21 protein-coding genes are annotated in these 21,622 nt (G+C 64.2%); 9 read left to right on the top strand and 12 right to left on the bottom strand.

Translation table 11 applies throughout. The features are described 5' to 3' along the window. The first annotated feature begins 147 nt into the window (after nt 1-147). The 4 genes from ACIQUG_RS09010 to ACIQUG_RS08995 all read left to right on the top strand — a co-directional run bounded on the left by ACIQUG_RS09010 (nt 148) and on the right by ACIQUG_RS08995 (nt 3,925). Nucleotides 148-1,722, top strand: a complete 1,575-nt coding sequence (locus tag ACIQUG_RS09010) for an MFS transporter (RefSeq protein ID WP_402319891.1) — start codon at nt 148-150, stop codon at nt 1,720-1,722. A gap of 117 nt (nt 1,723-1,839) precedes the next feature. After that, nucleotides 1,840-2,766: a cation diffusion facilitator family transporter gene (locus tag ACIQUG_RS09005; protein WP_402319888.1), complete on the top strand. Its 927-nt coding sequence runs from the start codon at nt 1,840-1,842 to the stop codon at nt 2,764-2,766. Between the two features lie 146 nt (nt 2,767-2,912). Further along, the gene (gene queF / locus ACIQUG_RS09000; protein WP_205238136.1) at nt 2,913-3,377 is read left to right on the top strand and encodes a preQ(1) synthase; all 465 of its coding nucleotides are present in this window, start codon (nt 2,913-2,915) and stop codon (nt 3,375-3,377) included. A gap of 92 nt (nt 3,378-3,469) precedes the next feature. Continuing rightward, entirely contained in the window at nt 3,470-3,925 is a 456-nt protein-coding gene (locus tag ACIQUG_RS08995; RefSeq protein WP_402319884.1) for an HIT family protein, read from the top strand. Between the two features lie 53 nt (nt 3,926-3,978). Here the strand turns inward: ACIQUG_RS08995 and ACIQUG_RS08990 are convergent, their stop codons facing one another. Together ACIQUG_RS08990 and ACIQUG_RS08985 are read right to left on the bottom strand one after the other, a co-directional pair. Beyond that, on the bottom strand, nt 3,979-4,500 hold the full coding sequence (locus ACIQUG_RS08990; protein ID WP_402319881.1) for a chloramphenicol phosphotransferase CPT family protein: 522 nt from the start codon (nt 4,498-4,500) through the stop codon (nt 3,979-3,981). A 12-nt stretch (nt 4,501-4,512) separates the two neighbouring features. Further along, nucleotides 4,513-5,091, bottom strand: coding sequence for a HupE/UreJ family protein (locus ACIQUG_RS08985; protein ID WP_402319878.1), 579 nt, complete (start codon nt 5,089-5,091; stop codon nt 4,513-4,515). A 239-nt stretch (nt 5,092-5,330) separates the two neighbouring features. Between ACIQUG_RS08985 and ACIQUG_RS08980 the strand changes: the two genes are divergently transcribed. Together ACIQUG_RS08980 and leuA are read left to right on the top strand one after the other, a co-directional pair. Continuing rightward, nucleotides 5,331-5,915 carry an ATP-dependent Clp protease proteolytic subunit gene (locus tag ACIQUG_RS08980; protein WP_034788862.1) on the top strand — a complete coding sequence of 195 codons (585 nt, stop codon included), beginning with the start codon at nt 5,331-5,333 and terminating at the stop codon, nt 5,913-5,915. A gap of 409 nt (nt 5,916-6,324) precedes the next feature. After that, nucleotides 6,325-8,034 (top strand): 2-isopropylmalate synthase, encoded by a 1,710-nt coding sequence (gene leuA / locus ACIQUG_RS08975; RefSeq protein WP_043621053.1) that lies wholly within the window; start codon nt 6,325-6,327, stop codon nt 8,032-8,034. 102 nt (nt 8,035-8,136) lie between these two features. Here leuA and ACIQUG_RS08970 read toward each other — a convergent pair whose 3' ends face one another. Next, on the bottom strand, nt 8,137-8,964 hold the full coding sequence (locus ACIQUG_RS08970; protein WP_402319874.1) for an anti-sigma factor family protein: 828 nt from the start codon (nt 8,962-8,964) through the stop codon (nt 8,137-8,139). A gap of 3 nt (nt 8,965-8,967) precedes the next feature. Next, entirely contained in the window at nt 8,968-9,486 is a 519-nt protein-coding gene (locus ACIQUG_RS08965; RefSeq protein ID WP_034788854.1) for an RNA polymerase sigma factor, read from the bottom strand. 285 nt (nt 9,487-9,771) lie between these two features. Here ACIQUG_RS08965 and ACIQUG_RS08960 point away from each other — a divergent pair, with 285 nt between their 5' ends. Next, nucleotides 9,772-10,791: a DUF3313 domain-containing protein gene (locus ACIQUG_RS08960; RefSeq protein ID WP_402319871.1), complete on the top strand. Its 1,020-nt coding sequence runs from the start codon at nt 9,772-9,774 to the stop codon at nt 10,789-10,791. Nucleotides 10,792-10,863: 72 nt separating this feature from the next. Here the strand turns inward: ACIQUG_RS08960 and ACIQUG_RS08955 are convergent, their stop codons facing one another. Both ACIQUG_RS08955 and ACIQUG_RS08950 read right to left on the bottom strand, forming a co-directional pair. Beyond that, nucleotides 10,864-11,412 carry a tetratricopeptide repeat protein gene (locus ACIQUG_RS08955; RefSeq protein ID WP_402319868.1) on the bottom strand — a complete coding sequence of 183 codons (549 nt, stop codon included), beginning with the start codon at nt 11,410-11,412 and terminating at the stop codon, nt 10,864-10,866. Nucleotides 11,413-11,595: 183 nt separating this feature from the next. Next, on the bottom strand, nt 11,596-12,498 hold the full coding sequence (locus ACIQUG_RS08950) for a metallophosphoesterase family protein (protein WP_402319866.1): 903 nt from the start codon (nt 12,496-12,498) through the stop codon (nt 11,596-11,598). A gap of 110 nt (nt 12,499-12,608) precedes the next feature. Here ACIQUG_RS08950 and ACIQUG_RS08945 point away from each other — a divergent pair, with 110 nt between their 5' ends. Further along, a complete protein-coding gene (locus ACIQUG_RS08945; RefSeq protein ID WP_402319863.1) occupies nt 12,609-13,076 on the top strand; it encodes an NUDIX domain-containing protein in 468 nt (155 codons plus the stop codon). Nucleotides 13,077-13,103: 27 nt separating this feature from the next. Here the strand turns inward: ACIQUG_RS08945 and ACIQUG_RS08940 are convergent, their stop codons facing one another. After that, nucleotides 13,104-14,081, bottom strand: a complete 978-nt coding sequence (locus tag ACIQUG_RS08940) for a glutathione S-transferase family protein (RefSeq protein WP_402319860.1) — start codon at nt 14,079-14,081, stop codon at nt 13,104-13,106. 260 nt (nt 14,082-14,341) lie between these two features. Between ACIQUG_RS08940 and ACIQUG_RS08935 the strand changes: the two genes are divergently transcribed. After that, nucleotides 14,342-14,887 carry a GNAT family N-acetyltransferase gene (locus ACIQUG_RS08935; RefSeq protein WP_402319857.1) on the top strand — a complete coding sequence of 182 codons (546 nt, stop codon included), beginning with the start codon at nt 14,342-14,344 and terminating at the stop codon, nt 14,885-14,887. An 8-nt stretch (nt 14,888-14,895) separates the two neighbouring features. Here the strand turns inward: ACIQUG_RS08935 and ACIQUG_RS08930 are convergent, their stop codons facing one another. From ACIQUG_RS08930 to ACIQUG_RS08910, 5 genes are read right to left on the bottom strand one after another with little or no spacing between them, the layout of a single operon-like run. Further along, nucleotides 14,896-15,318, bottom strand: a complete 423-nt coding sequence (locus ACIQUG_RS08930) for a GNAT family N-acetyltransferase (protein ID WP_402319854.1) — start codon at nt 15,316-15,318, stop codon at nt 14,896-14,898. A gap of 6 nt (nt 15,319-15,324) precedes the next feature. After that, complete coding sequence (locus ACIQUG_RS08925; RefSeq protein WP_402319851.1) at nt 15,325-15,804, bottom strand: GNAT family N-acetyltransferase; 480 nt, start codon at nt 15,802-15,804, stop codon at nt 15,325-15,327. Further along, on the bottom strand, nt 15,801-17,870 hold the full coding sequence (locus ACIQUG_RS08920; RefSeq protein WP_402319848.1) for a hypothetical protein: 2,070 nt from the start codon (nt 17,868-17,870) through the stop codon (nt 15,801-15,803). The genes ACIQUG_RS08925 and ACIQUG_RS08920 overlap by 4 nt, the downstream gene beginning before the upstream one ends. Before the next feature lie 10 nt (nt 17,871-17,880). Beyond that, the gene (locus ACIQUG_RS08915; protein ID WP_402319845.1) at nt 17,881-20,703 is read right to left on the bottom strand and encodes a DUF4159 domain-containing protein; all 2,823 of its coding nucleotides are present in this window, start codon (nt 20,701-20,703) and stop codon (nt 17,881-17,883) included. Next, on the bottom strand, nt 20,700-21,620 hold the full coding sequence (locus tag ACIQUG_RS08910; RefSeq protein WP_034788827.1) for a DUF58 domain-containing protein: 921 nt from the start codon (nt 21,618-21,620) through the stop codon (nt 20,700-20,702). The genes ACIQUG_RS08915 and ACIQUG_RS08910 overlap by 4 nt, the downstream gene beginning before the upstream one ends. Nucleotides 21,621-21,622: the final 2 nt, after the last annotated feature.

Genomic DNA, 21,622 nt, shown 5'->3' with positions numbered 1-21,622 from the left:
ATAAATGGCATTACTGTGTGATTTTCATCCGATTATGTCGAAACTATCCTGCATCCGTCAATCGATACCCGGCAACTGCCGACATCAAGACGGAGGTCCGGCGGGCCTGCGCGGGTATCTCCTTTGCTCGAACGGATGGAACGGGGAATGAGAACTGAAATTCGAGAATCACGCGGGCGCCGTCTCGTGCTCCTTGCGGTCTGTTGCGCCGCCGCGGCAATGCCGCTCACCTTCACCGGACCGGCGGTGGCACTGCCGTCGATCAGCCGCAGCCTCGGCGCCGATCCGGTCGCCCTCAACTGGGTCACCAACGCCTTCATGCTGACCTTCGGCAGCTCGCTGATGGCGGCAGGCGCCCTTGCCGACAGTTTCGGCCGCAAGCGTGTTTTCCTCAGCGGTCTTGCGGCCTTCCTGCTGCTTTCGGTCGGGCTCGCCTTTGCTCGCAATATCCTTTGGTTCGATATCCTGCGCGCCCTTCAGGGCATCGGGGCAGCCGCCGCCTTTTCCGGCGGCATGGCTTCCCTTGCGCAGGAGTTCGACGAGAGCGAGCGGCTACGCGCCTTCAGTCTGGTCGGCGCCAGCTTCGGTGTCGGCCTTGCCTTCGGGCCGATCGCATCGGGCCTGATGGTCGAGGCCTTCGGCTGGCCGGCGATCTTCGGTCTGGTGGTCGTTCTCGCTGGCTTGTCCCTGGCGCTCGGCGCGGTCTTCCTGCGGGAGACACGCGATCCGGATGCCGCCGGGCTCGACTGGAAGGGAGCGGCAAGCTTCACCGCGGCGCTCACAACGCTCACGTCAGGCATCCTGCAGGGTCCGGAAAGCGGCTGGAGCCATCCGCTGGTGATCGCGATGCTTGCTGCATCGGCGCTCTTCTTTCTGGCCTTCTGGCGGATCGAGCGTTCTGTTGTGCGGCCGATGCTGGATCTGACGCTGTTTCGCTATCCGCGTTTCATCGGTGTGCAGTTGCTGGCGGCAGCCCCTGCCTATGGCTTCGTGGTGCTGCTCATCCTGCTCCCGGTCCGCTTCATCGGCATTGAAGGCATGAGCGCCGTTGAGGGCGGACGGATGATGATCGCCATGTCCGCGCCGCTTTTGATCCTGCCGATCGTAGCCGGGCTTTTGACACGCTGGTTCACCCCGGCGGTCATTTGCGGCGTTGGCTTGCTGCTCTCGGCGGCCGGGCTCTTCTGGCTCAGCCTGTTTCCGGCGGGGGCTGAGCCGGCCACGCTGCTTGCACCGCTGCTGCTGATCGGCCTTGGCATCAGCCTGCCCTGGGGGCTGATGGACGGGCTTGCCGTCAGCGTCGTGCCGAAGGAGCGCGCCGGCATGGCGACGGGCATCTTCAGCACCACGCGCGTCGCCGGGGAGGGCATTGCGCTTGCGATCGTGACCGCCATCCTTTCCGCGCTCACGGCCTGGAACCTCGCGCCGGAGGCCGGAGCCAATGCCGCGCCGATGGCGCAGCGCATCGTCACGGGCAACCTTGCGGCGGCGACGCGGCTTGCACCGGAGACATCGCCTGCCGCGCTGATGCAGGCCTATGGCGATGCGTTCAGCGTCCTGCTTCTGGTTTTGACCGGCATCACCGTCACAACGGCGGCCGTCGTATTCTTCTTCATCGGCCGAGGCGATAGGGCTCTCGGCGACGCAGAGATCGAAGCCGGCGCGCTGCCTTTCGACGCGATTGCCTGCGGAGAAACCGGAACCGGCCGATCCAATCTTTGACAAGCGCCGCTTAATCCAGCATATGCTTGTCCATCGACCGCCTGCGCGAAAATTCGCGCGGGCGGTTTTGCGTTTGAATGGGCTTGCGTTTGCAACTCGTTTGCATCTGCACGAGGAATGACAATGACATCTGGAACCGAAAACCGCACCGTGCTCCGCCTTGCTTTCTGGGGCATACCGCTCTCGCTCGCTGTGCTCGGCCTGAAGCTGCTTGCCTGGTGGCTGACAGGCTCGATCGCGCTTCTCTCCGACGGGCTGGAGTCGACCGTCAACGTGATCGCGGCGGTCATCGCCTATCTGATGATCGGCTATGCCTCCAAGCCGGCCGATGCCGGCCACCCCTTCGGTCACCACAAGGCGGAGTATTTCTCGGCCGTCATCGAAGGCGTCCTGATCGTCGTTGCGGCATTGCTCATTGTCTGGGAGGCCGTGCCGGCAATGATGGCGCCGGTGTTGATGGAAGCCCCGGCCCTGGGCCTCGCGATCAACTTCGTGGCCGGCGTTATCAACGCCATCTGGGCCTATGTGCTGATCACCGCCGGTCGCAAGCACCGCTCGCCGGCGCTGAGTGCCGACGGCCACCACATCCTGTCGGATGTGGTCACCTCGATCGGCGTTCTCATCGGTCTCGTTCTCGCGATTGCCACCGGCTATGCGATCCTCGATCCCTTGCTCGCCGTCATCGTCGCCTGCAACATCCTCTACCAGGGCTGGATGGTGATCTCGCGTTCGATCGACGGTCTGATGGACCGGGCTGTGCCGGCCGAGGAGGAGGAGGCGATCAAGCAGGCGATCGCCACCAACGCCGCAGGTTCGCTGGGCGTGCATGATCTCAAGACCCGCCAGGCCGGGCCAGCTATCTTCGTGGACTTTCATATGGTCGTGCCGGAGCTGATGCCGGTCGGCGAGGCGCATGATATCTGCGACCGCATCGAAGACGCGATCCGTGCCGTGCATCCCGGCGCCAAGATCGCGATCCATGTGGAGCCCGAAGGCGAGAAGGCCCACGGCGTGCGCGTGAAGACGACAGTCGGGCGCCACTGATTCACCGTCGACGGCGCTTCAACCGTGACGAGGTTTCCTTCTTGAGGCAGTTCTGATTTAACGGCCGCAAACGGAGCGGGCCGGCGAGGGCAGAGGCCAGCGTCGACCGCATCCACGCGCGGATGTTCTCATGGAGCAACAGGCAAATGAGCAAGACTGACGTATCCGGCCTTTCGCAACTGGGCGCAAAGGTCGACCTGCCGCAGAGCCCGGAAGACGCTGTTCTGGAGCGGGTGCCGAGCGGCAACAAGGGCAAGGATTATCTGGTCCGTTTCACCGCGCCGGAATTCACCTCGCTCTGCCCGATGACCGGCCAGCCGGATTTCGCGCATATCGTTATCGACTATGTGCCGGACGAGTGGCTGGTGGAATCGAAGTCGCTGAAGCTGTTCCTGCATTCCTTCCGCAACCACGGCGCTTTCCATGAGGATTGCACCATCGAGATCGCCAGCCGGCTGGTCTCGCTGCTTTCGCCGCGCTGGCTGCGGATCGGCGCCTATTGGTATCCCCGCGGCGGCATCCCGATCGATGTCTTCTGGCAGACCGGCAAGCCGCCGGAGGGCCTGTGGCTGCCCGACCAGGGCGTGCCGACCTATCGCGGTCGCGGCTGAAGCGTGTACGCTGACATCCGGCCTTGAGTGACTGTGCGGGCGCTCCTCGCACAGATTTCCTCTTGTGAACCGCGCAAAGGAAGCGGGGCAGTATGGGTGGTCTGTGCTTGAGTTGTGAACTGACGTCAGGGCGACAGCCGACTCCTGGCGGGACTATCTTCGAGACAGAATATTTTCATGCCCATCAGGATGTGGCTTATCCCGTGCCTGGTCAGGTCATCGTGGCGGCAAAGCGGCATTTCACTTTGCTGAGCGACATGATATTCGATGAAACATCAGAGTTCTTGCCGCTTGTGCAAAAGCTGAGAAGGCAACAGCAAGAACAACTCGGTATCGAGCACGTCTACTATTTCTATAACGAGGATACCTCGCATCACTTTCATCTCTGGATGGTGCCCCGATATCGCTGGATGGCGAAGTTCGGGAAGTCGATCGAGGCAGTTCGTCCCGCACTTTTGTATGCGCAAACCAATATGAACTCGGAGGCCGAGCTCGCAGCCGTTGCTGCGGCTTCGGACAAGCTTCGATGCGCGATGCAAGGCGTTTAACTGTAGTCGCGGCAAAAGGATCCCTCGGCCGCGGGTAAAGCGCGAGATCGTCGCTACGCCGTGAGTGACTGGCGCTGAAGCCAAGCGTCGACGATGCGCGCAGCCACCTGATCAGTTGGGTCGCGCGTGTCCACTTCGAGGTCGTAGGCGCAGTGGTCATGTGTCTTCAGGTGAAAGCGCGCTTCGCCGATGGTGCGGTCGCCACGCTCGCGCTCGCGCCGTTCGAGGTCCTCGATCGGCGCGTGCACGCCGACCCAGAAGACGTCGAGATGCGCGGTTCGCGTCCTCAGATCCTCGGCCCAGCTCTTTTCCTCGACGATGTGCTCGACGATCAGATCGTTTCCGGCCTCGGCAAAGGCCGCGATCGACCGATGAAACCCGTCGAAGAACCGGTTGCGTTCGCCGCGCATGCCATGATGCATGCCGCGTTTGAGAACGCGGAACCCAGCGTCTGCAAGCTGATCAGACGCGTAATAGCAGAAGGGCTCCGGGAGGGTTTCCCGGAGCGCCTTTGCCAGCGTTGACTTTCCGGCACTCGACGTGCCGTTCAAAAAGATAATTCGTCCGTGCTGCACGCCTGTTTGATCTCAGCCGAAGATCAAGGCAGTGCCGGCCAGAGCCGTCACACCGCCGAGGATCCGCGCCAGCAGCCCGCTGCCGGAGAGGCGCTGAAGGGCGATGCCGAGGCCGATGCCGGCCACGTGAAGTGCTGCGGTGGCAAGGATGAAGCCGACCGAGAAGGCAAGCGCCCCGGCGCTGCCGAGTTCGCCGCCATGGGCATGGCCGTGGAACAGCGCGAAGACACCGACGATCGCAGCCGACGCAGCGATATCCAGACGTACAGCCATGGCGACGAGGAGGCCGAGTGCGACGACCGAGGCGAGGATCGCCGGCTCGACGAAGGGGAGGCCGACACCGGCAACCGCCAGCGCGAAGCCGACCGCCATCATCGAGACAAAGGCCGTCGGGACGACCCACAGCGCCCGCCCACCGATCTGGGCGGCCCAGAGGCCGACGGCGATCATGACCAGGATATGGTCAAGTCCGAACAGCGGATGCGAGAAGCCGGCGGCGAACGAGCCGTGCTCTGCCGGATTGAGATGGGCGAAAGCGGGTGCGGCGGAGGCGATCAGCGCCGCAGCGGCGATCAGGATGCGTCTGTTCATGCGTGTCCCCATGGATCGGCGGGACCTGGGAGGTCGGCCCCACTCTTGAGTGTTTGACGCTGACGATCTTATTGGGCGTTGCGGGCCTGTCTATACGGCATTTGGCGGTAGGTGTTTTTACCATAAGCGTAGTCGACCTTGCCGCTTTGTCGCCGCTTCGGTTTGTTGCATTGTCTTCGGGGTCGAGTCGCATTATCTGACTTTGACTGAAGACTTCATGAGACGCCGGAGAAAAACGGATGATGAACGACGACGAGGACGACAAGAAGACCGAATTGCCGCTCGGCAAGGAAACGGAGGCGAATCTTTTCAAGTCGCGTTCGATTTTCATCTACGGCTCTATCAATCAGGAACTGGCGCAGAAGGTCTGCTCGCAGCTTGTGGCGCTTGCCGCCGCCAGCGACGAAGACATCCGCATCTTCGTCAATTCGCCGGGCGGCCATGTCGAGTCGGGTGACAGCATCCACGACATGATCAAGTTCGTGAAGCCGAAGGTCTGGACCATCGGTACCGGCTGGGTCGCTTCCGCCGGCGCGCTGATCTTTGTCGGCGCCCCCAAGGAGCGCCGCATTTGCCTGCCGAACACCCGCTTCCTGCTTCACCAACCGTCGGGCGGCACCCGCGGCATGGCTTCGGACATCGAGATCCAGGCACGCGAAATCATCAAGATGAACGATCGCCTGAACAAGATCTTCGCTGACGCGACCGGCCAGCCGGTGGAGAAGATCGCCAAGGACACGGACCGCGACTACTGGCTTTCTGCCGAGGAAGCGAAGTCCTACGGTCTCGTTTCGCGGATCATCTCGTCTGCTGCGGACATCTGAGTTCGCACGCAAGCCAAGGTTTTGGAGGGCATCGGCAGTTCGCCGGTGCCCTTTTCTTTTGCGGTGATCCTCGTCATCGCGCGGCTTGCTCCGCTTCGGCAAGCCGTGTATAGGCTTTGAGCATGACCAAGGCTGACGCATATCGGATCGCCTCGATCCCCGCCGGACACGATACCAATCGTGCGCCGTCGCGCGCCTTCGCCTCGCTTCTTCTTCTCGGCCTTACTCGCGGTTGCCGGGTTCGCTGAGGAGCGCCCGGCGGCCGAAAAGCCACGCCGGCGGATGCTCCTCGACCCCATCAAGTGTTTTAGAATAAAGGCGCGTTCGGCGCGGCATTAGCCATCGCAATCCGATCCCTGATCGGCTATGGCAAGGCGGCCAGGACGTCCAGTGATGAAGAGAAGCTGCAATGATCCAGAAATCCCATCCCGTTAAGATTGGCATGCCGGAAGCGGCGGTGAAGTACCAGGCCTATCCGCAGATTGCGCTCACCGACCGCACCTGGCCGTCGAAGACGATCACCAAGGCGCCGATCTGGTGCTCGGTCGACCTGCGCGACGGCAACCAGTCGCTGGTCGACCCGATGGGCCACGACCGCAAGGCCCGCATGTTCCAGCTGCTGCTCGACATGGGCTTCAAGGAAATCGAGATCGGGTTCCCCTCGGCGTCGCAGACCGACTTCGATTTTGCCCGCTGGTGCATCGAGGAAGGCAATGTCGCCAAGGATGTGTCGCTGCAGGTGCTGGTTCAGTGCCGGCCGGAGCTGATCACCCGCACCTTCGAGGCCTTGGAAGGCGCTCACCAGCCGATCGTGCATTTCTACAATTCCACCAGTGAGTTGCAGCGCCGCGTGGTGTTTGCCAAGGATGTGCGTGGCATCAAGCAGATCGCGACCGACGCCGCCAAGATGATCACCGACATGGCGGCCAAGGCCGGCGGCGGCTACCGTTTCGAATATTCGCCGGAAAGCTTTACCGGCACCGAACTCGAAGTGGCGCTGGAGATCTGCAACGCGGTCACCGAGATCGTCAAGCCGACGCCCGACAACAAGCTGATCCTGAACCTGCCCTCGACCGTCGAGATGGCGACGCCCAACATCTATGCCGACCAGATCGAATGGATGTGCCGCAACCTCGACAACCGCGAGAGCCTGATCATCTCGCTGCACCCGCACAACGACCGCGGCACCGGCATTGCCGCCACCGAATTGGGGCTGATGGCAGGTGCTGACCGCGTCGAAGGTACGCTGTTCGGCAATGGCGAGCGCACCGGCAACGTCGACGTCGTGACGCTGGCACTGAACATGTTCACGCAGGGCGTCGATCCGCAGCTCGACTGCTCCGACATCGAGCGGATCAAGGAAGTCTACGAATACTCCAACCAGATGGTCATTCCCGAGCGCCATCCTTACGTCGGCGAACTGGTCTACACGGCCTTCTCCGGCTCGCATCAGGACGCCATCAACAAGGGCATGAAGGCGATCAAGACCGCCAACAAGCCGCTCTGGGAAGTGCCGTATCTGCCGATCGACCCGCGCGATGTCGGCCGCTCCTATGAGGCGATCATCCGCATCAACTCGCAGTCGGGCAAGGGCGGTATCGCCTACATCCTGCAGGAAGACTACGGCATCAACCTGCCGCGCAACCTGCAGGTCGAGTTCCGCGAGGACATCCAGCGCATCACCGACGAAGAGGGCAAGGAGCTTCCCTCGAAGAAAATCTACGAGCGCTTCATCGAGCGTTACGTCGAGCAGCCGGGCGCGCGCATCAAGTTCGTCGACCACCACACCTATCCGGTGGGCGAGCACAAGGGCGTGCGCGTGGTGGCCGCTGAGATCACCGACAATGGCGAGGTCAAGCGCATCGAAGGCAAGGGCACCGGCCCGATCGATGGCTTCATCAACGCGCTGTCGATCTATCTCGGCATCGACCTCTCGGTCGCCGACTATTCCGAGCACTCGCTGCAGCACGGCTCGAACGCAGCCGCGATCGCCTATGTCGAGATGGAGCATCCCGGCGGCAAGCTGTTCGGCGCCGGCATCAACACCAACATCGTTGCCGCTTCCCTTGAAGCCATTGTTTCGGCGGCGAACCGCGTGCTCGAGATGCAGCGCGGCTGATACGCTTCACCGTGACGAAATGCGGCCGCGTCGGGGAAACCCGGCGCGGCTTTTTCGTTTCAGGGACAGGGTCGTCTTACGGGTAGGGGACTGCCGTCGATCTCAGATCGTCGCAGCGGCGGCTTCGGCGATGTCCTGCATGCCGACATGGGAAGACGGGCCGACGAGCACGAACGAGGCGCCGCCTCGCTGCCAGGAGACCATGCCGAGATCGTCGCGGATGCTTTCGTCGAACTGGTCCGCCTGCGGGCCGGTGGTGCTCTTGAGGAAACAGATCGCGAAGATCTCGCCTTCGGCGCTGCGGTAGACGAGCTGTGCCACGGGCTTGCCGTTGGCCACGAGCAGCCGCGCACCCTCGAAGGTCAGGCCCTTGCCGGAGAGCTGCGGGATCTTGAAGGGAACGCCGACGCTAGAGGCAAGCCAGGTCTCGATCTTCGGCGCTTCCGTCGCCGGGACCTCGACAAGATGCTCCTTCTGCCGCGAATAGATGCGGTGATAGTCGGCGATGTCGTCGAGCCAGCCACGGGCTGCGGCGAGCTTGGCCGGCTCGCTGCCGGTGTTTGCCGTTCCGACGATGAAGCCGGCGCCGGCGCCGAGCAGCAGCAGGGCTACGGATGCGGCAACCATGCGTGGCCAGACCCGCGCGTGCCGGACAGTGGCCGTGGTTGCGGCAATCCGCTCGGTCTTCGGGTTGCTCCCGGGACCCTGCTTGATTTGCCGGACGAGAGCGAGCGGCACGGGATCGTGCAGGAAATCCTCGAAGGCGGTATCGCCAAAGCTGCTGCCGGCCTTCAGCCTCTCGAACAATGCCTTGGCGTCCTCGTCACGGGCAAGAATCGCGTCGAGTTCGGTTCGTTCAGCTTCGCCGATCTCGCCGTCGATATAGGCGGAAAGGCGCACTTCGAGCGCTTGACCCCTTGTCTGTTGCAACGGTCAGGCCCTCCTTTCGGTATTCTCTGAGATCATCGCCGCGAGCCTGAGGCGCGCGGTCGACAGTCTGCTCATGACGGTGCCGATCGGGATGCCCAGGATATCGGCGGTCTCGCGATAGCTATGGCCTTCGACATTGACCAGCAGGAACACGCTCGCCAGCCCCTCGGGCATCGACAGGATCATCTTCTGCAACTGATTGGCGTAGACGGCTTTTTCGGCCGACGGCTCGATGCTGAGCTCGTCATGTCCGAGTGCGTCGACGGTGCCGCTGCCGGTGCGGACCTTGCGCTTGCGGATTTCGTCGACCCAGAGATTGCGCGTCATCGCGTAGACCCAGCTTTCCAGCCGGCCCTCTCCGTTCCAGAGGTGGCTGCGGGTGATCGCGCGCTCGCAGGCTTCCTGGACGAGGTCGTCGGCGTCATTGGCATTGCGCGTCAGCGTCATCGCGAAACGGCGCAATTTGGGCAGCAGGCTGACCAAGTCGCGTCTGAAGTCCTTCGTTTCTGCCGCTGGACGCATTTCTCTTCCAATGAAACGTGCCGGATCATGCATTTATTCGCCGTGCTGGGCACGAGCGGATGATATGAAACATTTGCTCCTTAGTCTGCAAGGGAAGTCCCGGAACGGAAAGCAAATTCTGCTGCTTCATGGCGCCTTTTCCCAAAAAGCTTTCGCTTGCCCGCGCCCGTTAATCACGCGCTTCGTTACCGTTAACTGCAACGGGGGTCGGAGATCGCGTCAAAGTTCGGCCCGAATCTGACTGGACGTCATGCACAACTGCAGGTCGATGTCGGGGACACGCCAATGAACGCACAGCATCGCAATGGCATGAGTATTGTCAGGTTTGTCGGGAGACATTGTGGCGGACGCCGCATTCGGCGAGGTGCGGCCGTTATTCGCACGGCTGCGCTGGTTCCGCTGTTTGCGGGGCTCGCCGCCTGCCAGAGCGCTCAGGTCATGGAAACGGGGTCGCTATCCTCCTACAAGGACTTCGTTGCCAGCGACGGGATGGTGACCAAGACGAAGTACCGGGTGGATTCCGCCGCCACCAAGAACGTCAAGACGGTGCATGTGATCCCGACGACCTTTGCCGCCACTGCGGATCTCGACAAGCTCGGGGATCCGCAAAAGAAGCTGGTGGCAACTGCGATCGACCGGTCGCTTTGCGAAGCTTTGAGCGCACAGTTCGACGTCGTGCCGATCTCCAAGCCCGCCGACATGGCGGTACGCTCCGTGATCAGCAAGGTCAAATCGACCAACGCCGTCGTCGCCGGCGTGTCGACCGTCACCTCGGCCGTCTCTCCGATCCCGGTTCCGCGCATTCCCATCGGTCTTGGAAGCCTCGCGGTCGAGGCGGAGGCCTTCGACCCGCAGGGCAAGCAGATCGCCGGCCTTGCCTGGGCGCGTGGCGCCAACATCCTCACCAACGGCTCCCGCGCCTCGACGGCGGCAGACGCCTTTGAGCTTGCAGGCGATTTCTCGGGCGACTTCAGCGCGCTGCTCGAAAAATCGGGCGACCCGATGAAGTCCGATTTCGAGCTGCCTTCGATGAAGAACGTCAAGAACAGCGTCGCCTATGCGGTCACCGGTAAACCGACCGATCCGGATTGCGCCGTGTTCGGCAAGGGATCCGGTCTTGGCGGCATCGCCGGCGGCGCGCTCGGCCTGCCGCCGGAATGGTCGGAAAAGAAGAACGAGGCAAAGTCGATTGCCAACAGCACGACGGGAAGCGACGCCACGGCTGGCACGACGCAGGGAAGTGCGGCGCAGGGAAGTACAGCCAAGGGAACCGAGCCCAAGAAGGGCGGGGCGAAGAAAACCTGACGTCCCGGTGAGTCTCCGCGGCACGTCGGATCAAGGCGGCGCCTGGCGCCGCCTGTCCAGTTTATCGACCGGTCAGTACTGACGGACGCCACCCAGCGACTGAAGCAGGGCGCGGTATGCCCAGGTGTTTTCGCCGCCGCGGTCGCGGATCTCGACCAGTTGCACCCGCGCTTCCTCGACGCGGCCCTGTTCGATCAGCGCCTGGCCCATGTAGGAGCGGGCGAGGATGTAGTTCTCGTCGGCCTGCAGCGCGCGCTTGTAGTACTGCATGCCGAGTTCCATGCGCCCGGCCTTGCGGTTGGCATAGCCGAGATAGTTGAGAACCCGGGCGCTCTGCTGGTCCTTGACGGCGCCGAGCACCCTGATCGAATTCTCATACTGGCCGGCATAGGCGAGTTCGCGGGCAGCCTGGAATAGGATGTCGTCGCCAAGCTCGCTCTTCTTGGCATCGACGCAGGCTTTCTTTTTGGCGTCCCAGACCTTGCCGTCGGTGCATTCGCTGGTGGTCTTGGTTTTCTTCGGCGGCTCGCTCGTATCTTCGCCGGCGGCCATCACCGCATGCGCCATGAAGCTGGTTGCCCCGGCGGCGAACAGGGCGAAAACGAGGTTCTTGTGGTTCATCATGCCATCTCCCATTGCTGGCGCATGACCGCGAAAGCCTCGCGCTGGTTCAAACGACTGCGTGTCCTGCATTCGCGCAGAGGCGGGCGCGCTGCCATGCGGCGGCGGACCGGGGTATGACGCAGCAGGGCCGGAGTTTATTCGCCAGGCGATGAATTTTCTGCTGAGGGAGCCTGCGTTTGGCTAGAAGCGCGTGGTTTCGGCCAGCGACACCGTGGTGGCATCGTCGTTCAGCGCGTAGCGCTCGCGCGTCAGGTGCCAGTTTCCCGCTTCACCCGCGACCGTGAACAGGTTGTAGGCAGCCGGTGGCTTGTGCCCGCCCGGTCCTTGCGAGGCGGACGCGATGCCGACGACCGGGACGGGGGCATGCTGGCCCTTCAGCCAATAGACGGTGTTGAGGTGGGTGTGGCCGTGGATCACAAGCTCCGCGCCGCCCGACGAGATCGTCGCGGCAAAGCGGCGAATGCCGATCATGCGCTTGTGCATCGAGGTCGCGCCGCGGATTGGCGGATGATGGATCATGGCGATGCGGAAGAGCCCGGCCTCGCCGGCTTGCCTCAGCAGGTTGACGGTGGCGCGCGCCTGGCGCTGCCCGAAATAGCCGCTGGCAGCAAAGGGTGGCGTGGCAACCGCGGTCGAGCAGCCGATCAGCGCCACCGGGCCGCGCACGCGCATGTAGGGAAAGCAATGGTGCCGGTCATGCCAATGCGCCGGTGCATCGTCGCCGCGCATATAGGGATACCAGGCGCGGGTGGTCTTCTCGTAGGCGCCCGGCACATAGGCGTCGTGGTTGCCCGGAACGACGGAGATGTTTTCCGGCTTGCCCGCATCCTCCAGCCACTCGGTGACCGCCTTGATCTCGAGCGAGGAGGCGAGATTGACGAGATCGCCCGTCATCGCCAGATGGTCCGGATCCTTCTTCTCGATGTCGGCCAGCAGGGTGTCGAGCGTACCGGTAAAGAGATGGCGGCTGCGGTTGCGGTGCCAGTTGACGAAACCGGTGATGCGCTTGGAGGCGAGTTCCCTGAGGGATAGCTCGGGCAGCGGCCCGAGATGAACATCGGAGATATGGGCAAGTTTGAACATCGCCCCCGTCTAGCGCATATTCCGGCCGAGGGGAATCAGGTCGCCCGATGAATCGCGCGTGGCCGGGACGAGGAAGGAAAAAACGCCTGGAACAGGATCGGCCACCGGAGATGCGGCGCTGGTATCTCCGGCTCCTGATGTGGCTTGCGCATGGCTACTACGCTCTGGCGCGCGGCATGACGATGGGTGTGCGGGCGGCCTGTTTCGATGGCGAGGGCCGCGTTTTCCTCGTCCGCCACTCCTACCTGCCGGGCTGGCACCTGCCGGGCGGGGGACTCGACCGCGACGAAGCCTCGATCGACGGATTGTTGCGGGAGTTGCGCGAGGAGGGGAACCTTGAGGTTTCGGCGCCACCGGTGCTCGTCCAGGTCTATTACAACAGGCGTACCAGCCGTCGCGACCATGTCGTCTTCTACCGCTGCGATGGCGTCAGCCAGACCGCGCCGAAAACGCCCGATCTCGAAATTGCCGAAAGCGGCTTCTTCGCCCTGGACGCGCTGCCCGACGACACCACGCCGGCGACACGCCGCCGGCTTGCGGAACTTGCCGGCGGCATCGCAATCGATCGCTACTGGTAGCGATCGATCGTCCGTTTCAGGGCGGGCCTACAGCGCCTCACGGCCGTGCGGGGCGGTGAGGTCAAGCACCGGGCCCACCGGCACGACGCCCGTCGGGTTGATGGTCGTGTGGCTGCGGTAGTAGTGCTCCTTGATGTGGCGCATGTCGACGGTCTCGGCCACGCCCGGCACCTGATAGAGTTCCTGCAGATACGCTTGCAGGTTCGGATAGTCGGCGATCCGGCGGATGTTGCACTTGAAGTGGCCGACATAGACGGGGTCGAAGCGCACGAGCGTCGTGAACAGCCGCCAGTCGGCCTCGGTGAGACGGCTGCCGGTGAGGTAACGGTGCGAGCCGAGGCGCTCTTCGAGCTTGTCCAGGCGGGCAAAGAGTGCGCTCACACTTTCCTCGTAGGCGGATTGCGTGGTGGCAAAGCCGGCCTTGTAGACGCCGTTGTTGACGTCGTTGTAGACGTCGGTGTTCATCGCATCGATCTCGCCGCGCAGCTCTTCCGGGTAGAAATCGAGCGTCGAGCCGGTCAGGCCATCGAAGGCGGAATTGAACATCCGGATGATCTCGGAGGATTCATTCGAGACGATCGTGTTCTGCTTCTTGTCCCAGAGGATGGGAACGGTCACGCGGCCGGAATAGTTGGCGTCGGCGCGGGTATAGACCTGCCACAGCGCCTTCGAACCGAAGAGATGGTCGCCGGTGCCGATGCCGCCGTCCTTGAACTCCCAGCCTTGGGCGAGCATCAGCGGATCGACCACCGAAACCGAGATCAGGTCCTCGAGCTTCTTCAGCTTGCGGAAGATCAGCGTGCGGTGCGCCCAGGGACAGGCGAGCGAAACATAGAGATGGTAGCGATCGGCCTCGGCCTTGAAGCCGGCGTCGCCGCTCGGGCCGGCCGATCCGTCCGCCGTCACCCAGTTGCGGAACTGCGAAGCGCTGCGCTTGAAGTGGCCGTTCGTTGCCACCGTGTCGTACCAGACGTCCTGCCAGACGCCATCCACCAACCTGCCCATCGGACAAACTCCTTCGTGATCGTTGCCTCAATAGATAACGCTTCCAGCGCCATTCGATAGGTAGCGAAATCGGAACAGTGCGTTTTAGGCTTTGACAGAGGGCAAATTTCTGCTATCGGCGATTTCACAACTTTTTTCGTGTCTGGAAGAATCCACACAGATGATGTTCTCGGGAAACCTGCGACGACGCTGATGCTGCCAACGCCCTCATCGGGCGAAGCCATCCCTATGTCTGTTCGCATGCCTGGTTTCTCGATCTCATGAAAAAGCACGATCTCGTCTATCTGACCGAAGACGCGTCCCACGACGCAGCCATCGAAATCATCAACGAAGAAGCTTTCGGCCCCGGCCGGTTCGCACGCGCTGCCGCGCGCATTCGCGAGCAGGGGCCGCATGACCGGTCGCTGTCCTTCATCTGCGCCGACAATGGCGAGACGATCGCATCGGTCCGGATGACGCCGGTCATGGCGGGCTCGATCAAGGGCCATCTGCTCGGGCCGCTCGCCGTCCGGCCGTCGCACAAGAACCAGGGCATCGGGCGGGAACTGGTGCGCATCGCGGTCGAGGCGGCACGGCGGAAGGGCTCGCACGCGGTGATCCTCGTCGGCGACCCGCCCTATTACCAGCCGCTCGGTTTCGAGAAGGTGCGCTACGCGGCACTCGAGTTCCCGGGGCCGGTCGATCCGGCGCGGGTGCTCGTCGTGCCGATGGCCGAGGGCGTGCATGCCGGTCTTTCCGGCGTCATCGCCTGGCGGGATGACAAGCTGGTGCAGGCGCAGCCGATCGCGTTGCCGCTAGCCGGCTGACGCGGATCTTATCGCGTCACGAACGACTTCTTCAGAAACACCCGGGTTCGGCCAACAGGGAAATCCGGCAGTTCACCGAAGGCCGCATAGCCCTGGCGTTCGTAAGCGCGCAGGGCCTGCGGGTTGAAGGTGTCGATCCAGGCGCTGTGGCAGCCGCGACTGCGCGCTTCGTCCTCGGCCGCCTGCAGCAACTTGCCGGCAAGTCCCTGGCCGCGAAGATCTTCCGGCAGCCACAGCCACTGCACGAACAGCCAACCCCAGCCGGTGTAACCGTTCAAGCCACCGCGTCGACCCTTTGCTTCGGGACCACCGACCAGGACGGAGAGGGGGCGGCGCTCCGACGGGCCGATATCGGCGGCGTTGAAGGCGGTCAGGCCGTTGCCGATGGCTTCGATCGCTTCGGGCGGTGCGGCGTCGGTGACGACGAACATCGGTCCTTACCTTTCGACACGGCGCATGCTGAAAACATCCAGGCGGTCCTCGCCGACATCGGTCTCGTCGAGTTGCCAGCCGAGGCGCTCGTAGAAGGCGCGCTTGCCCGAGAGGGCGCAGAGATGCACGGCTTCGGCGCCCGTATCGAGCGCCGCCTGCGCTGCCTTCAGCACGATGTCGCCGCCGACGCCGGCGCCGCGGAACTGTGGATCGACCCAGACGGCAGCGACCCAAGGGGTGAGATCCGGCCGCTCCTCAAGGTCGGAGGCGATGACCGAGGCGGTGCCGACGAAATCGTCGCCGGCATGCGCCACCAGACACAGCTGCTCGGTATCGGCGGCAAGGCTCTCCTCAAGCAGGCCGGTGATGTGTTCCAGCGGAAAGCCATGGGGCTCCCACCAGGCGCGCCAGATGCGGTCTGCCACGGCATCGAAGAAATGCGGCGCTTCGCGAAGGTCGCTGACGATCATGGTGCGCTCGCTCATCGTCCCTCGCGATACCAGGTGGCGGAAATCAGTAGCAGCAGCGCCGCAAGGCCAAGGAAGCCGGTAAACAGCGGCACGGAATTGACGCCCTTCAGCACGGTTTCGTCGGTCATGCGGATCGAGAGCCGCTGGTCGTCTGCTGCGCGCACCGAGCCCCTGACCGGCAGAACCGTGGGCAGGTCGAGTGGTCCATCGACACTGGCAAGGCGCCGCACGAGGCCCTTGGTCTTGTCCGCCCAGGGACGCAGCTTGTCCTCGGTCGAGATCGCCGCCTTGAATTCCGGAGCGTTGGGGTCGCCGACATGGGCAAGAGCCGTGAGCTCGCCGTTCGACATCTCGAACAGCCCGGTTTCGGTGGTGGCGACTTCGGCCGAGTAGAGGCCCGGCTGCCGTTCGGTCAGCTTGACGTCCTGCTTCTCGCCGGACGGCGAGGTCAAGGTCACCGAACCCGGTTCGCCATCGATCGTCTGGCGGGTGATTTCCAGCGTGCGGCCGCGGGCGCGCGCGGTCAGCGCCTCTTCTTCGAGCGAGGGCTCCTGCATCAGCCAATGGGCGGTGCGGCGATAGAGCGACACGTGCGGGCCGCCGCCTTCGAAGCCGCGCGCCCAGAGCCAGCCCTGGTCGGAGAGCAGCATGGCGACGCGGCCCTTGCCGACGCGGTTGAGCACCAGCAGCGGTTTGCCGTCGGCCGCTTCCATGACCGTATGGCCCTGCGGCCGGTTGACGTCGACCGTGCGGAACCAGCGGCCCCAGTGCGGCGGCTCGCTGTCGGAGCCTTCGAGACCGCGGGTCACCGGATGCTTCTTTCCTTCCTCCGACAGGCGGGGGAAGAAGGCCTTTTCGTTCATCACACCCGTGGGTGCTGCCGGCAGCACGGCCTCAAGCGGTGTCGCTGCAATCGAATCGTCGCCGGCATGTTCGGGGCCGGCCGCGATCAGCAGCGCGCCACCATTCTCCACATATTGCGCGATGTTGTCGTAGTAGAGGATCGGCAACAGGCCGCGGTGCTGGTAGCGGTCGAGAATGATCAGGTCGAACTCGTTGATCTTGTCGACGAAGAGTTCGCGCGTCGGGAAGGCGATCAGCGACAACTCGTTGATCGGCGTGCCGTCCTGCTTTTCCTGCGGCCGCAGAATGGTGAAGTGCACGAGATCGACGGCCGCGTCGGATTTCAAGAGGTTGCGCCAGGCGCGCTCGCCGGCATGCGGCTCGCCGGAGACCAAGAGCACGCGCAGGTTCTCGCGGATGCCGTCGAGCACGTGGACCGCACGGTTGTTGGCCGTCGTCACTTCGCCCGGAACAGCATCGACGGCAAATTCGAGCACGTTGTTGCCGCCGCGCGGAACGTTGAAGGCGAAGGGAACGTCGGTGCCAGGTTCGGCGCGCTCGCGGGCGATCTCGTTGCCGTTGAGGCGGATCGTGACTTCAGCGCTGCCGCCGGGGGCAGCGCCATCGTCGACCACCCGGAACGAGAGCTTCTGCTCCTCGCCGACGATGCCGAAGCGCGGCGGGTTGATCAGTTCCACACGCCGGTCGAATTCATCGGGCTTGCCGGTGATCAGCCCGTGCACGGGCGCGTCGAAGCCGAGCGTGCGACCTACATCGGGAACGTCATGGATCTGGCCGTCGGTGACGAAAATCGCGCCGCCGATGCGCGCCGGCGGAACGTCAGAGAGCGAGGAGGCGAGCGCGGAGAAGAGATTGGTCGATGGCGAGACATCTGCCGGATCGGTGTTTGCCTCGATGATGCGTGGCTCGATCAGCGGTATGGCCGACAGCCGTTCTTTCAGGCCCTCGACGGCGCGATCGGTCTGCGCGGTGCGATCGCCGTTCTGCTGGCTCTGGCTGCGGTCGACGACGACGGCGACGATGGTCGAGAGCGGATCGCGCAGTTCCACGAAAATCGAGGGATTGGCGATTGCCAGCCCCAGTGCTGCGAGTGCCGCCAGGCGCAGCCAGGCGCCGCGCACCTTCTGCCAGAGGCCATAGGCGATGAACAGCGCCGCGACTGCTAGCAGCGGGACGAAGTAGATCCACGGGATCAGCGGGGCAAAGCCATAGGTCATCGATCGGCCCTCACTGTCCAAGCCTTTGCAGAAGGTCCGGCACGTGAACCTGATCGGCCTTGTAGTTGCCCGTCAGCATATACATCATGATGTTGACGCCGGCGCGGTAGGCATATTCGCGCTGCATTTCGTCCGGCGGCACCGTCGGCAGGAGCGGCGCACCGTTGACATCAACGGCCCAGGCCCCGGCAAAATCGTTGCCGGTGATCATGATCGGCGTGACGCCGTCGCCGCCGCGCACGGGGCGATTGCTGCGGTCTTCGTCACCATTGGGGGCGGCCTCGACCCAGAGCTGGCTTTCCGCATAGCGCCCGGGGAAGTTCGAAAGCAGGTAGAAGGCCTTCGTCAGCACATGGTCGGAAGGCACCGGCTCCAGCGGTGGAATGTCGAGCCCGCTCAGCATCGCCTGCAGGCGCTGCACGTTGGGGCTGTCGCCGGCATCCGACGGTGTCAGCGACGAGAACTGGTCGCGCGTGTCGAAGAGCACGGTGCCGCCGTTGCGCATATAGGCGTCGATCCGGCTCATCACCCGGCTGCTCGGCATCGGGGCGGTGGCCGAAACCGGCCAGTAGATGATCGGATAGAAGGCCAGCTCGTCCTGTTCGAGATCGACGCCGACGGGTGCGCCCGGTTCCAGCGCCGTGCGGTAGGTCAGATAGTTGCTGAGACCGATGAGGCCCTGTTCGGAGAGGCGGTCGACCTCCTGCTCGCCGGTGATGACATAGGCAAGATGGGTCGTGTCCAGCCGTTGCAGCGTCTGCTCGTCGCTCGGCTGGCTGTCCTGCGCATGGGCGATCGCCGGGGCGACGGCAAGGCCGAGCGTTGCAAGGCCGAGAGTTGCGACCAGTGCCGCGGCCGCGGCGCCACGGCCTGCGCGCCGGCGCATCCCGGCGAGACCGCCGGCCATGTGGAGCACGATCAGCGTGTCGAGGACGAAAAGCGCCAGCGCCAGGCCGAAGAGATAGGGCCGGATCGAGAAAGGCCGGGCGCCCTCCAGTCCTTCGGCCCGTGCCCCGACGAGATTGCCGGTAATCGGGGTGAGCTTGCCGCCGTCAGGCAGCAGATTGTTGGCGACGAAACCTTCCTCCGAGCCGTAGAGCCCAGGGGGTGTGTCGGCGGAAACGGTGGGCGCGACGCCGGGTGCGATTTCGAGCGGGCGGGCGCTGCCGGTATCGCCGGTCAGTTCGCCGCGGGCGCTTACCAGGCGGTAGGGCGGCAATGTCTGGGCCTTGCTTGGTTGGTCGCCGGCAACGCCGCCAGCGCGCGACAGCTGGATCGACCGGCGCAGCATGTCGACGAACGAGCCTGAGATCGGCAGGTTCGACCAGTTCGGATCGGCGCTCACATGGAAGAGCACGATGCGGCCGCGGCCGCGCTCTGCGGTCGTCACCAGCGGCGTGCCGTCGGCGAGGTTGGCCCAGGTCCGCTCCGTCAGATCGGGTGTCGGTTGCGCCAGCACCTGACGCTTCACCAGCACGTCACGCGGGCGCTCCAGTCCGGTAAAGGGGCTTGTGGGCGGGTAGTCGGCAAGCGGCTGTGGCTCCGACCAGGAAAGCGCGCCATCGAGCGTGCGCTCGCCTTGGCGAAGCACGACCGGAACGAGCGGGTCGTCGGCGGGAGCGCCGGCGAGCCTCGGGCCGGCGAAGCGCACCAGCATGCCGCCATTTTCCAGCCAGCGCGTGACCAGCGGGTAGCTTTCGTCCGGCAGGCGGCCGACGTCGGCCATGACGAGGATCGACGGGTTTTGCGCCAGGAGCTCGGCGATGGCCTTGCCGACCGCCTCCTCGCGGGGCTCGATCAGGTCGGCATGCGGCTCGAGCGCGCGCTTGATGTAATAGAGCGGCGAAAGCAGCGGCTGAGACTGATGGACCTCGCCGCTGAGAAGAGCGACCCGGCGGCGGCGGTTGCCGTCATCCAAGAGGTGGATGGCGCCGGCCGTCGCCTGGCCCTCGATCGTCAGGCGCGTAAAGTCGTTGCGCAGCTCGAAGGGCGCTTTCAACAAGGCATCCGCCGTGGTGGCGCCGGTCGCGAAGCGAAGCTCGCCCTCGGCGATCGCGGTGCCGCGAATGTCACGGGCGAGCACGTAATAGGCGCGTGGTTCGCCGAGCGGCAGGCGCGAGGCGGTAACCCGCATTCCGTCGTTTTCGTTGGTTGCGGCGGTCAGCGCGATGGCGCTTTCCGCATTGCCTTCGACCCGGCGGACATTCGCAGCGCCGAGTTCCGCGATCTGCTCCATCGTTCCGCCATTCGACGCTTCGATGCCGTCGCTGAGGAAGGCGAGGGTTCCGGGCGGAGTGCCGGCAAATGCGGTCTTCATGGCGGCAAGCGCCCGGCCGCGGTCGGCCGGCAGCGGCTGCGGCTGCGCGGCGGCCAGGCGGTCGCGCGCCGTGGCGGCGGAGGCCGGCGTCGCGTCATGCTGGCGGTCGGTGGTAAAGACGATCGAAACCGGAAGCTCCTTGGCTTCGGCATCGTCGATCAGCGCACTGGCGGCTTCGACGCGCTGGTTCCAGTCGGAGACTGTCGCCCAGCTGTTGTCGACGACGAGCGCGAGCGGACCGGCTGCCGAAAGCGTGTTCTGCCGTGGGTTGATCACCGGATCGGCAATCGCAAGGATCAGCGCTGCAGCCATCAGCATGCGCAACAGCGTCAGCCACCACGGGCTTTGCGCCGGGGTCTCCTCGCGCTTCATCACCGAGGCGAGGATGCGCAGCGGCGGAAAGACTTCGGCCGACGGCCTTGGCGGCGTCATGCGCAGCAGCCACCAGATGACCGGCAGGGCAACCAGGGCGGCAAGGATGGCCGGATTGGTGAAGAGGAAGGCGAGGCCGCTCATAGCTGGCCTCCGTGGGTCGCGCGTCCCGGCATCCCGGAGAGATAGGTGTGCACGGCGACGAGTGCCTCGGAGGCGGGCCGGTCGGTCTTGTGCGGGGTGAAGGTCCAGCCGAGATGGCGGAGCGTTACGCCGAGCGTGTCGCGGCGGCCGATATAGGCGCGCTGATAGTCTTCACGCAGCACTTCGGCGCGGCCGGCGGTCAGCTTCTCGCCGGTCTCCGGGTCGGTGAATTCGGTCCGGCCGGAATAGGGGAACACTTCTTCGGCCGGGTCGGCAATCTCGACCACATGGCCGCGCAGGCCGCGCCTGGCCAGCGGGCCGAGGCGGTCCATGATCTTTTCGGCAGGATCGAGGAAATCGCCGATCAGCACGAGGTCGCTGGCGCTGCGGATCATTCCGGTTTCGGGCAGGCCCTCGGCAAGCGGGCTGAGCATGATGGCAGTCGCCAGCCGTTCGGCGGCGTTGCGCGCGGAGACAGGCTCCATGATGCCTGGGCAGCCGATGCGCTCGCCCGAGCGCGCAAGGATTTCGGCGAGTGCCAGCATCAGCACCAGCGCGCGGCTTTCCTTGGACACGGTGCCGAGCTTCGACTTGTACATCATCGACGGCGAGAGATCGGCCCACAGCCAGATGGTGTGGGCGGCTTCCCATTCGCGGTCGCGCACATAGGTATGGTCGTCACGGGCAGAACGTCGCCAGTCGATGCGCGACATGCTTTCGCCATCGGAATAGGGCCGGAATTGCCAGAAATTCTCGCCTATGCCGCGCTTGCGCCGACCGTGCCAGCCGGAGATCACGGTGTTGGCGATCCGTCGCGCCTCGACCAGGCAATCGGGAACGAGCATTGCGCGCTGCTGCGCGCGTGAAAGCACTTCACTGGCGGGAGTACGCGAGACTATGTGCCCGACGGTGGCCATGC

Source organism: Ensifer sp. NPDC090286, assembly GCF_044769565.1.
Lineage (GTDB): Bacteria > Pseudomonadota > Alphaproteobacteria > Rhizobiales > Rhizobiaceae > Ensifer.
Note: the sequence above shows the minus strand (reverse complement) of the source record. Positions and strands in the feature narration are given on the sequence as shown.